This is a genomic window from Burkholderia sp. MSh2, from assembly GCF_000731655.1.
GTDB lineage: Bacteria > Pseudomonadota > Gammaproteobacteria > Burkholderiales > Burkholderiaceae > Burkholderia > Burkholderia paludis.
Genome location: NZ_JPGM01000031.1, coordinates 61,976 through 75,754 on the forward strand (window position 1 = coordinate 61,976; position 13,779 = coordinate 75,754).

The 13,779-nt window shown below is 66.1% G+C and carries 12 protein-coding genes; 4 read left to right on the forward strand and 8 right to left on the reverse strand.

Translation table 11 applies throughout. From position 1 onward, the window contains the following. The first annotated feature begins 42 nt into the window (after positions 1-42). Positions 43-2,430, forward strand: a complete 2,388-nt coding sequence (locus tag GQ57_RS20375) for a penicillin-binding protein 1A (protein ID WP_152603319.1) — start codon at positions 43-45, stop codon at positions 2,428-2,430. Between the two features lie 79 nt (positions 2,431-2,509). Here GQ57_RS20375 and cyaY read toward each other — a convergent pair whose 3' ends face one another. After that, the gene (gene cyaY, locus GQ57_RS20380; RefSeq protein ID WP_034198885.1) at positions 2,510-2,836 is read right to left on the reverse strand and encodes an iron donor protein CyaY; all 327 of its coding nucleotides are present in this window, start codon (positions 2,834-2,836) and stop codon (positions 2,510-2,512) included. A gap of 36 nt (positions 2,837-2,872) precedes the next feature. On the opposite strand from cyaY, the gene lptM reads away from it, so the two are divergent. Next, complete coding sequence (lptM, locus tag GQ57_RS20385) at positions 2,873-3,151, forward strand: LPS translocon maturation chaperone LptM (RefSeq protein ID WP_034198886.1); 279 nt, start codon at positions 2,873-2,875, stop codon at positions 3,149-3,151. Between the two features lie 72 nt (positions 3,152-3,223). Here lptM and msrQ read toward each other — a convergent pair whose 3' ends face one another. The 5 genes from msrQ to GQ57_RS20410 all read right to left on the reverse strand — a co-directional run bounded on the left by msrQ (position 3,224) and on the right by GQ57_RS20410 (position 9,273). Then, positions 3,224-3,910, reverse strand: a complete 687-nt coding sequence (gene msrQ, locus GQ57_RS20390; protein ID WP_034198892.1) for a protein-methionine-sulfoxide reductase heme-binding subunit MsrQ — start codon at positions 3,908-3,910, stop codon at positions 3,224-3,226. 20 nt (positions 3,911-3,930) lie between these two features. Further along, positions 3,931-4,926: a protein-methionine-sulfoxide reductase catalytic subunit MsrP gene (msrP, locus tag GQ57_RS20395; RefSeq protein WP_034198893.1), complete on the reverse strand. Its 996-nt coding sequence runs from the start codon at positions 4,924-4,926 to the stop codon at positions 3,931-3,933. 159 nt (positions 4,927-5,085) lie between these two features. Beyond that, a complete protein-coding gene (ccsB, locus tag GQ57_RS20400; RefSeq protein WP_031400133.1) occupies positions 5,086-6,276 on the reverse strand; it encodes a c-type cytochrome biogenesis protein CcsB in 1,191 nt (396 codons plus the stop codon). 4 nt (positions 6,277-6,280) lie between these two features. Continuing rightward, entirely contained in the window at positions 6,281-8,497 is a 2,217-nt protein-coding gene (locus GQ57_RS20405; RefSeq protein ID WP_034198887.1) for a cytochrome c biogenesis protein ResB, read from the reverse strand. Between the two features lie 122 nt (positions 8,498-8,619). Further along, entirely contained in the window at positions 8,620-9,273 is a 654-nt protein-coding gene (locus GQ57_RS20410; protein WP_031400135.1) for a c-type cytochrome, read from the reverse strand. A gap of 214 nt (positions 9,274-9,487) precedes the next feature. On the opposite strand from GQ57_RS20410, the gene yihA reads away from it, so the two are divergent. Both yihA and hemB read left to right on the forward strand, forming a co-directional pair. After that, entirely contained in the window at positions 9,488-10,147 is a 660-nt protein-coding gene (gene yihA / locus GQ57_RS20415; RefSeq protein ID WP_031400136.1) for a ribosome biogenesis GTP-binding protein YihA/YsxC, read from the forward strand. Between the two features lie 253 nt (positions 10,148-10,400). Further along, a complete protein-coding gene (gene hemB / locus GQ57_RS20420; RefSeq protein ID WP_034198888.1) occupies positions 10,401-11,399 on the forward strand; it encodes a porphobilinogen synthase in 999 nt (332 codons plus the stop codon). Between the two features lie 154 nt (positions 11,400-11,553). Here hemB and dsbD read toward each other — a convergent pair whose 3' ends face one another. Both dsbD and cutA read right to left on the reverse strand, forming a co-directional pair. Continuing rightward, a complete protein-coding gene (gene dsbD / locus GQ57_RS20425; protein ID WP_031400138.1) occupies positions 11,554-13,407 on the reverse strand; it encodes a protein-disulfide reductase DsbD in 1,854 nt (617 codons plus the stop codon). Further along, positions 13,400-13,726 (reverse strand): divalent-cation tolerance protein CutA, encoded by a 327-nt coding sequence (gene cutA / locus GQ57_RS20430; RefSeq protein ID WP_031400139.1) that lies wholly within the window; start codon positions 13,724-13,726, stop codon positions 13,400-13,402. Before cutA ends, dsbD begins: the two co-directional genes overlap by 8 nt. Positions 13,727-13,779 lie beyond the last annotated feature (53 nt).

The following is a 13,779-nucleotide window of genomic DNA, read 5'->3' on the forward strand; positions in this document are numbered from 1 at the left end:
TACCGGGCAGCTATAATCGCGGGACTGTTTTCCGGTATGCCTATGCAATCCACGACTCCTACGTCCCCGCCTCCTGCCCCGGAGCCGAAGAAGCGGCCCTGGTGGCAAAAAGTCCTGCTCGGCCTCGCCGCGACATGCGTGGCCCTCGTCGTGGCCGGCGGCCTCGTGCTCGGCTACGCGCTCGTCGTCGCCTGGCCGAACATGCCGTCGCTCGATGCGCTGACCGACTATCGCCCGAAGGTGCCGCTGCGCATCTATACGTCCGATCACGTCCTGATCGGCGAATTCGGCGAGGAGCGCCGCGACGTCGTTCATTTCAAGGACGTGCCCGACTCGCTGAAGAAGGCGATCCTGGCGATCGAGGACGCGCGCTTCTACGATCACGGCGGCGTCGACCTTACCGGCATCGTCCGCGCCGGCTTCGTCGCGCTGACGAACGGCCACGCGTCGCAGGGCGCCAGCACGATCACGATGCAGGTCGCGCGCAACTTCTTCCTGTCGAGCGAGAAGACCTACACGCGCAAGATCTACGAGATGCTGCTCGCCTACCGGATCGAGCGCGCGCTGACGAAGGATCAGATTCTCGAGGTCTACATGAATCAGATCTATCTCGGCCAGCGCGCCTACGGGTTTGCGAGTGCCGCGCGGGTCTACTTCGACAAGGACCTGAAGGACATCACGCTGGCCGAGGCGGCAATGCTCGCGGGGCTGCCGAAGGCGCCGTCCGCGTATAACCCGGTCGTCAATCCGAAGCGTGCGAAGGTGCGCCAGGAATACATCCTGCAGCGGATGCTCGAGCTGAACTTCATCTCGCGCGAACAGTACGACGAAGCCGTCGCGCAGCCGCTCGTCGTCAAGGGTCCGAGCCGCGATTTCAGCGTGCACGCCGAGTACGTCGCGGAAATGGTCCGCCAGATGATGTACGCGCAGTACCGCGAGGAAACCTACACGCGCGGCTTCAACGTCGTCACGACCGTCGACTCCGCGGACCAGCAGGTCGCGTACACCGCGCTGCGCAAGGGCATCATGGATTACGAGCGCCGCCACGGCTATCGCGGGCCGGAAGGCTTCATCGAGCTGCCGGCCGGCGCCGACGACCGCGAACAGGCGATCGACGACGCGCTGCTCGAGCACCCCGACAACGGCGAATTGATTGCCTCGGTCGTCACGGCCGCGAGCCCGCGCCAGATCACGGTCGCGTTCATCGACGGCAGCACGGCGACGATCGAAGGCGACAACCTGCGATTCGCGTCGGGCGCGCTGTCGACCAATGCGCAGCCCAACCGCCGCATCCGCCCCGGCGCGATCGTCCGCGTCGTGAAGAACGACACCGGCAACTGGTCGATCACGCAGTTGCCGCAGGTCGAAGGCGCGTTCCTGTCGATCGTCCCGCAGGACGGCGCGATCCGTTCGCTCGTCGGCGGCTTCGACTACAACAAGAACAAGTTCAACCACGTCACGCAGGCGTGGCGGCAGCCGGGTTCGTCGTTCAAGCCGTTCATCTACTCGGCGTCGCTCGACAAGGGCCTCGGGCCGGCAACCGTGATCAACGACGGCCCGCTGTATTTCAGCGCCGCCGAAACGGGCGGCCAGCCGTGGGAGCCGAAGAACTACGGCGGCGGCTTCGAAGGCCCGATGTCGATGCGTACCGCGCTGCAGCGTTCGCGCAACCTCGTGTCGATCCGGATCCTGAACCACATCGGCACGAAGTACGCGCAGCAATACATCACGCGCTTCGGCTTCGACGCCGAACGCCATCCGGCCTACCTGCCGATGGCACTCGGCGCCGGACAGGTCACGCCGCTGCAGATGGCCGGCGCGTACTCGGTGTTCGCGAACGGCGGCTATCGCGTCAATCCGTACCTGATCGCCGAAGTCACCGATCCGAACGGTGCCGTCGTCGCGCGCGCGCAGCCGCTCGTCGCCGAGCAGAACGCACCGCGCGCGATCGACGCGCGCAACGCGTATGTGATGAACAGCCTGCTGCAAAGCGTCGCGCAGCGCGGCACGGGTGCACGGACCAACGTGCTGAAGCGCACCGATCTCGCGGGCAAGACCGGTACGACGAACGACTCGCACGACGCATGGTTCGCCGGCTACCAGCACACGCTCGCCGCGATCGCATGGATCGGCTACGACAACCCGCGCAGCCTCGGCGATCGCGAAACGGGCGGCGGCCTGTCGCTGCCGGTCTGGATCGACTACATGAGCGCCGCGCTGAAGGGCGTGCCCGAGTTCAAGCCGACGGTGCCGGACGGCGTCGAATCGCTCGGCGGCGAGTTGTACTTCACCGAGTTCACGCCGGGCCACGGCTTCGTATCGACGGTCGGCGTGCCGCAGGCACCCGCCGCGCAGGACGTCGACGCCACCGTGCCGCACGTCGACGAGCAGGAAAAGCAGGACATCATGAACCTGTTCCAGGCCCACTGACCGGCGGCCCGGACCAACAAAAAGCGCCCCGCGGGGCGCTTTTTGTTTTGGACGACGCGTCGGGGCCGGGCCCCGGACGTCACTCGGCGAACGTGATCGGCAGGCCTGCCTGCTGCGTCGCGTATTCGCTGAGCGCCGAGAAGAACTCGGTGCCCGTGCGCGAATCGCGCCACGCGCCGTCGATGAAACGATAGTGGAATCCGCCCGCCTTCGCGGCGATCCACACTTCCTTCATCGGCGGCTGCAGGTTGATGATGATCTTCGAGCCGTTTTCGAACGTCAGCGTGAGGACGCTGCCGTTGCGCTCCAGATCGATGTCGTGGTCGCCGTCGTTCGCGGCGTCGACGGTACGCTCGACGGCCGCCAGGACGGCCTCGGCACGGGTCAGGTATTCGGTATCGGACATGCTAAACTCTATCGGTTCAATTGTTCAGGGACGATCATGCGAGTCGTTTTCCGGATGAGCGCGATTGTAGCGGCTTTGGCGATTCTTGCCGGCTGCGGTCAAAGCGGCGCGCTCTATCTGCCCACCGTGCCTCCGCTGCCCAAGCCACTCCAGCAGCCGGACACGCCGCCGTCGGACGTGAAACCGACCGACGACAGCGCATCGACCGACAGTGTGCCCGATTCGTCCGGCACGCCGCTCACGCTGTCGCCCGAATTGTCGAGCGGCAACGCGCCCGTCCCCGCACCGGCATCGAGCCCGGCCGCCACGAAGTAACCGCACGGCGCGGCTTGCGAAACAAGGCGATGACTTCCCGGTCGTCGCCTTTTGTTTTTTCGGGCCGCGGCGTCACGCGCGCACGCGCCGCCATCCCCATGCGATCAGCCGCCAGCCGAGCAGCACGGCGACGATCGTGGCGTAGAGCTTCGGCTGCGCGAGATTGTGCTTGCCGGCCCGCATCCACCAGAAGTGCAGCACGCCGAACAGCACGATCGCGTAGATCGCGCTGTGCAGCGTCGCCCAGTGACGGCCGAGGCGGCGCACCATCGCGCGCGGCGACGTCACGGCGAGCGGAATCAGCAGCACGAACGCGGCAAAGCCGACCGTGATGAACGGGCGCTTGCCGACGTCCTTCAGGATCGCGACGACGTCGAACCACTTGTCGAACCACAGATAGGTCGTGAAGTGCAGCGTCGCGTAAAAGAACGCAAACAATCCGATCATCCGGCGAAAGCGCAGCAGTGCGGCAACGCCCGTCATGCGCCGGAGCGGCGTGACGGCGAGCGTCACGCAAAGCATCACGAGCGTCCAGAGGCCGGTCGAACGCGTGATGGATTCGATCGGATTCGCGCCGAGCCGGTCGGTCAGCCCGAACAGCACGAGACGCGCGAGCGGATACAGGCCGGCCGCGAACGCCAGCACCTTGGCCGGCGCGAGCCAGCGCGGCGCGGCGGAACGGATCGCCCCGGCCCGCGCGGCACTGGCGGCCGCACCTGCGCCGGCCGCCCGTGCCTGCGTCAATGTCGAAGGAGGCATGTCGTTTCTCGTCATCGCGGTCAGAAGTTCCGCTTCAGGTCCATGCCCTGATACATCGACGCGACCAGGTCGCCGTAGCCGTTGAACATCAGCGTCTTGCGCTTAGGCGTGAAGAAGCCGTCCTCGCCGATGCGCCGCTCGGTCGCCTGGCTCCAGCGCGGATGATCGACATTCGGGTTCACGTTCGAATAGAAGCCGTACTCGTTCGATGCGTAGGTGTTCCAGCTCGTCTTCGGCTGCTTGTCGACGAAGCGGATCTTCACGAGCGACTTCGCGCTCTTGAAGCCGTACTTCCAGGGCACGACGATCCGCACCGGCGCGCCGTTCTGGTTCGGCAGCACCTGCCCGTAGACGCCCATCGTCAGCAGCGTCAGCGGATGCATCGCCTCGTCCATCCGCAGCCCTTCCGAGTACGGCCAGTCGAGCACGGGGGTCGAGAGGCCCGGCATCTGCGACGGATCGGCCAGCGTGATGAACTGCACGTATTTCGCGTTGCCGGTCGGCTGCACGCGCTTGATCAGTTCGGACAGCGGGACGCCGATCCACGGGATCACCATCGACCATCCCTCGACGCAGCGCAGCCGGTACACGCGCTCCTCGAGCGGCGCGAGCTTCAGCAGTTCGTCGAGATCGAACACCTTCGGGTGCTGCACCTCGCCCTCGACGCTCACGCGCCACGGGCGCGGCCGCAGCGTGCCGGCATTCTGGGCGGGGTCGCTCTTGTCGGTGCCGAATTCGTAGAAGTTGTTGTAGGACGTGATGTCCTTGAACGGCGTCACCTTGTCGGCCGCGACGAACTTCGGATTCGTTTTCGCCGCGAGCTTCGCGGCCCGCGCGTCGGAGGACGCATACGCGGCGAAGGCCGCGCCGCTGGCGCCGAGCAACCCGCCCGCCGCCGCGAGGCCGGCCGCCTGCAGGATGCGCCGGCGGTTCTCGAATATTTCGCGCGGCGTGATTTCGCCGAGTGCGATATCGCCGCCGGTCAGGACGTTCCGTTCAGGTCGTTTGATCCACATCGTGCTGCTCCTCCTGCATGCGCGGCGCACATGCGTCATCGGCATTCGACCCGCCCCATCTTGCGCCGTTCGACGCCCGGATCGCCCGCCCGTTACAAAAGAAAACCGCCGGGCACGCAGTGCACCGGCGGTCTTGTAGTCGGACGAGCGGCGGAAATCTTACAGCTTGCCGTAGCTATGCAGCCCGGACAGGAACATGTTGACGCCGAGGAACGCGAACGTCGTCACCAGCAGGCCGGTGAGCGCCCACCATGCGGCAACCGCGCCACGCAGGCCCTTCATCAAGCGCATGTGCAGCCATGCCGCGTAGTTCAGCCACACGATCAGCGCCCAGGTTTCCTTCGGGTCCCAGCTCCAGTAGCCGCCCCATGCCTCGGCCGCCCACAGCGCGCCGAGAATCGTCGCGATCGTGAAGAACGCAAAACCGACCGCGATCGACTTGTACATCACGTCGTCGAGCACCTCGAGCGTCGGCAGGCGATCCGCGAGCACGCCGCGCTCCTTCATCAGGTAGGCGACCGACACCATCGCCGACAGCGCGAAGCTGCCGTAGCCGATGAAGTTCGCCGGCACGTGGATCTTCATCCACCAGCTCTGCAGCGCCGGCACGAGCGGCTGGATCTGTTGCGCATCGCGCGCGACCGAGTACCACATCAGGAAGCCGACCGCCGCGCTGATGACCAGCAGCACGAACGCGCCGAGCGAGCGCGTGCCGTAGTGACCTTCGTAGTACAGATAGAGCAGCGCGGTGATCAGGCTGAACAGCACGAACACTTCATAGAGGTTCGACACGGGGATATGCCCGACGTCCGCACCGATCAGGTAGGACTCGTACCAGCGCACCATCAGCCCCGTGAAGCCCATCAGCACGGCGACCCACGTGAGTTTCTGGCCGATCGCGGCGCCCGTCTCCGAGCGCGCGAGCAAGCCGATCCAGTAGAAGATCGTCGCGAGCACGAACAGCGCGCTCATCCACAGGATCGCCGACTGGCTCGACAGGAAGTACTTGAGGAAGAACGCCGAATCCGCTCGCGCGAGATCGCCCTGGTAGATCTGGATCGACAGCAGCGCCAGCACGGCGATCGACGCCATCATCAGGCGCGCGGGTTTCCAGCGCCAGCCGAGCGTGACCAGCGCCGGCACGGTGCCGATCAACACTACCTTGTCGTAGTAATTCATGTGCCCGTTGTAGTGCACGAGCGCATAGCCCGCGCCCGCCACGAGCGCCAGTGCGAACAGCCAGTCGAGCAGCGACAGGCGCGCGAGGAACGGACGGTCGTCGAACAGCGGCGCCACGGCCGGAGCCTGGGCCGACGCCCGACGGGAAGAGGAAACTTGCGTGAGATCCATGATGTTACCGGGTGGAATTCTCGGATTCGGAACCGCCGCCGGCAGGCGGGCGGGCCGTCGATGCCGTGCCGGCAGGCGCGGCATCGCGAGGGGCGGCGCGCAAGGCGACGCCGGCCGCGTCGCGCGTCTGCACGAATTCTTTCTCGAAATCGAAGGTCTTGCGGGCCGTGGACATGGCCATCACCACGTCGACGCCCGAACCGGCGTCCTTCAGCCAGAACCAGAGGCGCCGCTCTCGCACGTAGAACATCGAGAAGATACCGGCGACCAGCAGCAGGCTGCCAAGATACACCAGATTCTTGCCGGGTGCGCGCGTCAACTGAAATACCGAAGCTTGCACCTGCTTGAATGAATCAAGCTGCAAATAGACGGGCGATCCATACAGGAAGCTGTCGGATAGCGCATTGATCGCGTTCTGCACGAAGCGGATCGTGTCGGCGCCCTGCTGCGCGGCCGGCTCGCCGGCCCGCTCGCGCGCGATCTGCCATACCTCCCACATCGAGCCCTCGAGCATCCGCAGCAACAGGCTCGCGGCCTTCTCCTGCTCGGCCTTCGGCACCGAGCGGTCGATGAACGTCGCCACGGCCTGGAAGCCGCCGATCGGCTCGCCGTCGGCGCCGCGCCCGACGCTGTCGTCGCTCGCCGCAAAAAGGGTCAGCACCTTCGACGCGCTGTCCTGCAGGCGGCTGCGCAGCGACGCATCGGTGCCGGGCAGCGAACGCTGCGCGAAGCGCGCGGCGGCTTCGGCGCGCACGGCCGGATCCTCGAGCGCGGCGCGCAGGCGCATCCATTCGCCGATCGAATCCTGGCTGTCGGCCGGAATCCGCATGTAGCGGAACGGATCGTTCGGGCTCGCCCGCACGCCGGCGAGGAACACGCGCTCGCCGTTCATGTCGACGGGCAGCATGTAGTTGTTGAATTCGCGCGCCTGGCCGTCCTTGCCGCGGATCTTGTACTGCACGGACGGGCCGATGTTGTGCAGCTGCGTCGGCTTCGAGGTCTTCGCGCCGGAGCCGAGCCGTTCGTCGAACACCTCCTTCAGCGACTCCGTCTTCGCGACGCCGCGCACGTCCGGCTTGCCGTTCGCGTCGGCCATGTTCTCGACGTTGATCGCGCGGAAATCGGAGAACTCGATCGTGTCGCCGTCGGCGCCCGGCATCTGCAGCGGCGCCGAACTGCCGATCGTGCCCTGCACGGGGAAGGTCTTCGCGTTGCCGCCCGTCATCGGGTAGGCCGTCATCTGCATCTGCGAACCGCCGTCCTGGAAGCTCGACTGGTAGATCGACACACCCTTGTACGTGAACGGCTTGTTGACTTCGACGCGCGCCGGGATCTTCTGGCCCGTCTCGCGATCGATCACGACGATGTCGCTCGCGAACAGCTTCGGCATGCCCGTCGTGTAGTAGTCGACGATGAACTTGTTGAGCTGGATCGAGAACGGCAGGTCCTGGATCAGCGAGCCGCTCGGCTGGTTCAGGATCGCGGTCGACACGAACTGGCCCTCGGGCACCCAGGCATAGCCGCGGAACGTCGGGTTCGACGCGGACAGGCGATGGTCGGGCGAGATCTCGCTGATCGTCGCGCTCGTGTTGACCGGGCTCTTGCCGAAGATCAGCATCTGGAATTTGATCGGCAGGTTGCTGTCGAGCAGGCCGCCGATACAGATCACGACGATCGCCAGGTGCGCGGAGATGTAGCCCCACTTGGTCATCGCGCCGCGCTTCGCGGAGATCAGCGTCGCGTCGCCGGTTTCACGCACGACGTGCTTGTAGCCGGCCTTCGCGACGAACGTGGCGAGCGTCGCCGCGACGGTCGCACGCGTGCCGGACGCCGTGTATTCGGCCTTGTGGTGGAATGCGCGCAGGCTGCCTTCGCGGACCTTGTCCTTCCAGCTCTTCGCATCGGCGAGCATCTTCGGCGCGTTGCGGATCACGCACAGCGAGATCGACACGACGAGGAAGATCAGGATCAGCATGAACCACCACGCGCTGTACACGCTGTACAGGCCGAGCGAGCGGAAGATGTCCGCCCAGAACGGCCCGAACTGGTTCACGTAGTTCGGATACGGGTCGTCCTGGGTCAGGACCGTGCCGATGATGCTGGCAATCGACAGCACCACCAGCAGCGCGATCGCGAAACGCATCGAGCTCAGCAGCTCGACCGCGCGCCTCGACGCACCCTGACCCGACTTCGACTGCAACCCCGACGTGGTAACGCTCATTCACACTCCGACTGACAACAAAAAAGGGCAAGGCGGCCGCAACGACGCGGCGCCCCACCCTTTTCTTGTTCTGACTCCGGTTGCCCTTCGGGCGCCCGGTCATTCCATTCGCGGCTGACCGCTCAACGCAGGCCCGCGATGTAATCCGCGACGGCCTTGATCTCGTTGTCCGACAGCCGCGTCGCGATCTGATGCATCGCCTCGTTGTTGTTGCGCGCGCCGGTACCCTGCTGGAACGCGGCCAACTGCGCGACCGTGTAATCGGCCCACTGCCCCGACAGACGCGGATACTGGACCGGAATCCCCTGCCCCGTCGGCCCGTGGCAGCTCGCGCAGGCGGGGACGCCCTTCTCCGCGATGCCGCCGCGATAGATCTTCTGGCCGATCGGCACCGTCGCCGCATCGCGGGCGGTGCCGAGCTTCGTCGTCTGCGACCCGTAATACGCGGCGACGTTGCGCATGTCGTCCGCGCTCAGCGCGCTCGCGAATCCGACCATCACCGCGTTGGTACGCGCCGGCCCCTTCGCGCCCGACTGCGTCTTGAAGTCGTTCAACTGCTTGACCAGATACTCGGGGTGCTGGCCGGCAAGCTTCGGAAAACTGCCCGACGCGCTATTGCCGTCGGCGCCGTGACACGACGCGCAGACCTGCCCGGCAATCGCCTTGCCGCGATCGAGATCCGGTTTTGCCGCCTCCGCCGCGTTTGCCTCCGCCACGAAACCTACGAACCCTGCTGCAACCTGAAGCACCATCAGAGACTTGCACAGTCGATTCATTCGCACACCCTGTTTCGTCTTGTGGGAATTTGAGGTTCTGCAAAAAACGACGGCGTTCAGTCTACCGCAGAAGCCACATAAAAGCGCGAGGCAGGCGCCCGGTGGCCTTCGGCAAAACCGCCGTATTGTACAATATCGTGCTGAAAGCTCCCGCGCCTATCGGGGCTACCCCGCCTCCACCACGCGGCTCGTGCCGCCCGTCCTTCCGGTTCCCATGGCCTTTCTGCTCCATCAAGCCCGCTTCTACACGACCGTCAACCATCTGCGCGACCTGCCGCCGACGGTGCAGCCGGAAATCGCGTTCGCGGGCCGCTCGAACGCCGGCAAATCGACGGCGATCAACGTGCTGTGCAACCAGAAACGGCTGGCCTTCGCGTCGAAGACGCCCGGCCGCACGCAGCACATCAACTACTTCTCCGTCGGCCCGGCCGCCGAGCCCGTCGCGAATCTCGTCGACCTGCCCGGCTACGGCTACGCCGAAGTGCCCGGCGCCGCGAAGGCGCACTGGGAAATGCTGCTGTCGTCCTACCTCGCGACGCGCTCGCAGCTCTGCGGCCTGATCCTGATGATGGATTCGCGCCGCCCGCTGACCGATCTCGATCGCCGCATGATCGAGTGGTTCGTGCCGACCGGCAAGCCGATCCACACGCTGCTGACGAAGTGCGACAAATTGACGCGGCAGGAAAGCATCAATGCGCTGCGGACCGCCCAAAAGGGGCTCGATGCGTATCGCGACCAGGGTGTCCAGGGCAAGCTGACGGTCCAGCTGTTCTCCGCGCTGAAGCGCACGGGGCTCGACGAGGCGCACGAGCTGATCGAGAGCTGGGTGCGGCCGTCCGCCGCCGACGAAAAAAGCGAGCCTGTTGCACAATGAGCGGGCAGCGCGCGGCCGGGATCGGCGGCGCGCACCTGACGGCGCCTGCGGATTCGGCCGGCTCAAAAAAAAACCCGCCGTTGAACGGCGGGTCAAACAGCCTAATCGAAAAACGACAGGCACCCGCTCAGGGAGGAGAAGCGGGGAGCTGCACGCAACGCGTACCGCTCGATCGCTATCATATACCAACGCTCTCAAAAATGACCTAAGGGTTCCGTAAGGTCCTTACTGCCCTGATTTCTGCCCAATCGCCATGAGCTTCCATCCGCTTCATCGTCCGCGCCGGATGCGCCGCGACGACTTCTCCCGGCGCCTGATGCGCGAAAACCGCCTGACCACCGACGACCTGATCTATCCGGTGTTCGTCGTCGAAGGCGCCAACGAACGCCAGCCGGTGCCGTCGATGCCCGGCGTCGAGCGCGTGTCCGTCGATCTGCTGATGCACGTCGCCGAGCAATGCGTCGAACTCGGCGTGCCCGTGCTGTCGCTGTTCCCGGCCATCGAGCCGTCGCTGAAAACGCCCGACGGCCGCGAAGCGGCCAATCCGGAAGGCCTGATCCCCCGTGCGGTGCGCGAGCTGAAGAAGCGCTTCCCCGAGCTCGGCGTGCTGACCGACGTCGCACTCGATCCGTACACGAGCCACGGCCAGGACGGCGTGCTCGACGAGTTGGGCTACGTGATCAACGACGATACGATCGAGATCCTGGTCGACCAGGCGCGTACGCAGGCGGAAGCCGGCGTCGACATCGTCGCGCCGTCGGACATGATGGACGGCCGCATCGGCGCGGTCCGCGAAATGCTGGAAAGCGACGGCCACGTCCACACGCGCATCATGGCCTATTCGGCCAAGTTCGCGTCGGCGTTCTACGGCCCGTTCCGCGACGCCGTCGGCTCGGCGTCCAATCTGGGCAAGGGCAACAAGATGACCTACCAGATGGATCCGGCAAACAGCGACGAAGCGCTGCGCGAGGTGCGCCTCGACATCGACGAAGGCGCCGACATGGTGATGGTCAAGCCCGGCATGCCGTATCTCGACATCGTGCGCCGCGTGAAGGACGAGTTCCGCTTCCCGACCTACGTGTACCAGGTAAGCGGCGAATACGCGATGCTGAAGGCGGCTGCGATGAACGGCTGGCTCGACCACGACAAGGTCGTGCTCGAATCGCTGCTCGCGTTCAAGCGCGCGGGCGCCGACGGCGTACTCACGTACTTCGCGCTCGACGCCGCGCGCCTGCTGAAAGCGCAGCGCTGATTACCCGCCGGCGGGCGGAAACACAAACGGCGGGACACTTCGGTGTCCCGCCGTTTTTTGTTTGCCGTCGCTCGATGCTGCCTGTCCAGCCGGATATCGGCTCATGCCGCACGCGCGCCCCGGCTCGCTGCCGTCGCTTGCCCGGCGGGTGCCGTCATGCCGTCGGAACGGCGGCCCGGTCGAGACTGCGCAGAAAGGTCTCGGCGGCCTGGTAGCCGACCACGCGCCCGATCTCGTTGCCGCTGCGATCGAAGAAGATGATGCCCGGCGGCCCGAACAGGTTGAAGCGCTTCAGCAGGGCCTGGTCGTCCGGGTTGTTCGCGGTGACGTCGGCGCGCACAAGGTGCAGCTGCGCGAGCCGCGCCTGCACGCGCGCATCGCTAAACGTCAGATGCTCCATCTCCTTGCAGCTCACGCACCAGTCGGCGTAGAAGTCGAGCATCACGGGCTGGCCCGACGTCTTCAGCAGCGCGTCGAGTTCTCCGCTGGAGCGCACCGACGCGAACGCCGGGCCGTCCTGTGCGGCAGCCGCACCGGCCGATGCCGCAGCACCGCCCGACGCCACCGTACGCGCCGCGAGCACGGCCAGCGGCTTGACGGGATCGGTCGACCCCGCGGCAAGGCCGACGAGCAGCGTCGCCGCCCAGATTGCGAGCGCGGCGCCGAGGCCTCGGCCCAGGCGCCGCCAGATCGATGCGGCGCCGGCATTCGGCGTGAACAGCCCGAGCGCCGCGGCCGCGATCAGCAGCCACAACGCGGCGAGCACCATCTTCAGCCCGCCCGCGAGCACCGGCCAGACGATCCACAGAGCGGCCGCGAGCAGCACGATGCCAAAGAACACCTTCACGCCGTCCATCCACGCGCCCGCGCGCGGCAGCACCGTCCCGGCACCGACGCCGACGACGAGCAGCGGCACGCCGAGCCCCAGCCCCATCGCGAACAGCGCGGCCCCGCCGAGCAGCGCATTGCCGGTGTGCGCGATGAACGCGAGCACCGCGAACAGCGGCGCGGTCATGCAGGCGCCGACGACCAGCGCCGACAGCGCGCCCATCGCCGCGACCGCGATGAAATGGCCGCCCTGGCGTGCGCTCGACGCCTCGGCCGCGCCATTCTGCCAGCGTGCGGGCAGCGCGAGGTCCTTGCCCGAAATCAGCGACACGGCAAACGCGGTCAGCAGCACGCCGAATGCGCCGAGCACCCACGGATTCTGCAACCACGCGCCGAGGCTCTGGCCGACCAGCGCCGCGGCGATGCCGAGCACCGTGTAGACCAGCGCCATGCCGACCACATAGGTGAGCGACAGCGCGAAGCCGCGCGCATGCGTCGCGCGCGTGCCCTGGCCGATGATGATCGCGGACACGATCGGAATCATCGGATACGAACACGGCAGGAGGCTCAGCACGACGCCGGCGACGAAATACAGTGCGACGATCGTGAAAAAGCCATGCCCTTCGAGCAGCGACTGCGCGAAATCGGCGCTCGTGACCTTGTCGAACCAGCTGCCCGCGGCAGCTGCGTCGCCCGACGACGGTGCCGCTGCGCCCAATGCGGCGCCATCGACCTTCACGACGTGCTCGGCCGGCGGATAGCAGATGCCCTCGTCGGCGCACCCCTGCGACGTCACGGCGAGCTCGAACGGTCCCGATGCCTGCTTGACCGGTACGTGCACGACGACTTCGTCACGATAGGTCTCGACGTCCTTCTGGAACGTCTGGTCGAACTTCACGTGACCCGCCGGGAATTGCGGCTCGCCGAGCGTCGCCTGCCCGCTCTTCACCGCGAACGCAAATCGCTCGCGGTACAGGTAGTAGCCGTTGGCCACCTTGAAGCGGACGTCCACCTGCCCAGGCGATTCACTCGCACTGAACTTGAACGCCACCGACGGATCGAGGAAATCGTCGGCCGCCCGGGCAACCGACAGGCCGCCCAATACGAACACGAACGAAAACAGGACTGCGATGAGCCGCAGCGCGCGCGCACGCACGGAAAGCGCCATACCGTTAAACATGAAATAGACGTTGAGTTTCGCTGGTCACCCACTGACCGTACGCAGCCGAAGCCGTCGCCTGCCAGGAGACGATTTCGGGCGTCTCGTATGGATGATGCGCGAGAATAAATCGCTCCAGTTCGAGCGCCCGCACGGGGCTCGTCTTGAACAGCAACTGGATCTCGTCGGCCGTTTCGACCTTGCCCTGCCAGTGATAGCGCGACCTGATCGCGCCGAGCTCCGACACGCAAGCGGCAAGCCGCGCGTCGAGCGCGCCGTCGGAAAGGGCCGCTGCCGTCGCCGCATCGGGTACCGTCGTCAGCATCAGCACCACTATCATCCGCGCCCTCCTGGCTGGTCTATCGGCTCCTGCCGACACGGGTGGCCACCTGG

Coding starts and splice junctions, on each gene's coding strand:
- lptM (WP_034198886.1), top strand. CDS start 2,873: ATGCGAGTCGTTTTCCGGATGAGCGCGATTGTAGCGGCTTTGGCGATT.
- hemB (WP_034198888.1), top strand. CDS start 10,401: ATGAGCTTCCATCCGCTTCATCGTCCGCGCCGGATGCGCCGCGACGAC.
- GQ57_RS20410 (WP_031400135.1), bottom strand. CDS start 9,273: ATGAATCGACTGTGCAAGTCTCTGATGGTGCTTCAGGTTGCAGCAGGG.
- ccsB (WP_031400133.1), bottom strand. CDS start 6,276: ATGGATCTCACGCAAGTTTCCTCTTCCCGTCGGGCGTCGGCCCAGGCT.
- dsbD (WP_031400138.1), bottom strand. CDS start 13,407: ATGTTTAACGGTATGGCGCTTTCCGTGCGTGCGCGCGCGCTGCGGCTC.
- msrQ (WP_034198892.1), bottom strand. CDS start 3,910: ATGCCTCCTTCGACATTGACGCAGGCACGGGCGGCCGGCGCAGGTGCG.
- cyaY (WP_034198885.1), bottom strand. CDS start 2,836: ATGTCCGATACCGAATACCTGACCCGTGCCGAGGCCGTCCTGGCGGCC.
- GQ57_RS20405 (WP_034198887.1), bottom strand. CDS start 8,497: ATGAGCGTTACCACGTCGGGGTTGCAGTCGAAGTCGGGTCAGGGTGCG.
- cutA (WP_031400139.1), bottom strand. CDS start 13,726: ATGATAGTGGTGCTGATGCTGACGACGGTACCCGATGCGGCGACGGCA.
- yihA (WP_031400136.1), top strand. CDS start 9,488: ATGGCCTTTCTGCTCCATCAAGCCCGCTTCTACACGACCGTCAACCAT.
- GQ57_RS20375 (WP_152603319.1), top strand. CDS start 43: ATGCAATCCACGACTCCTACGTCCCCGCCTCCTGCCCCGGAGCCGAAG.
- msrP (WP_034198893.1), bottom strand. CDS start 4,926: ATGTGGATCAAACGACCTGAACGGAACGTCCTGACCGGCGGCGATATC.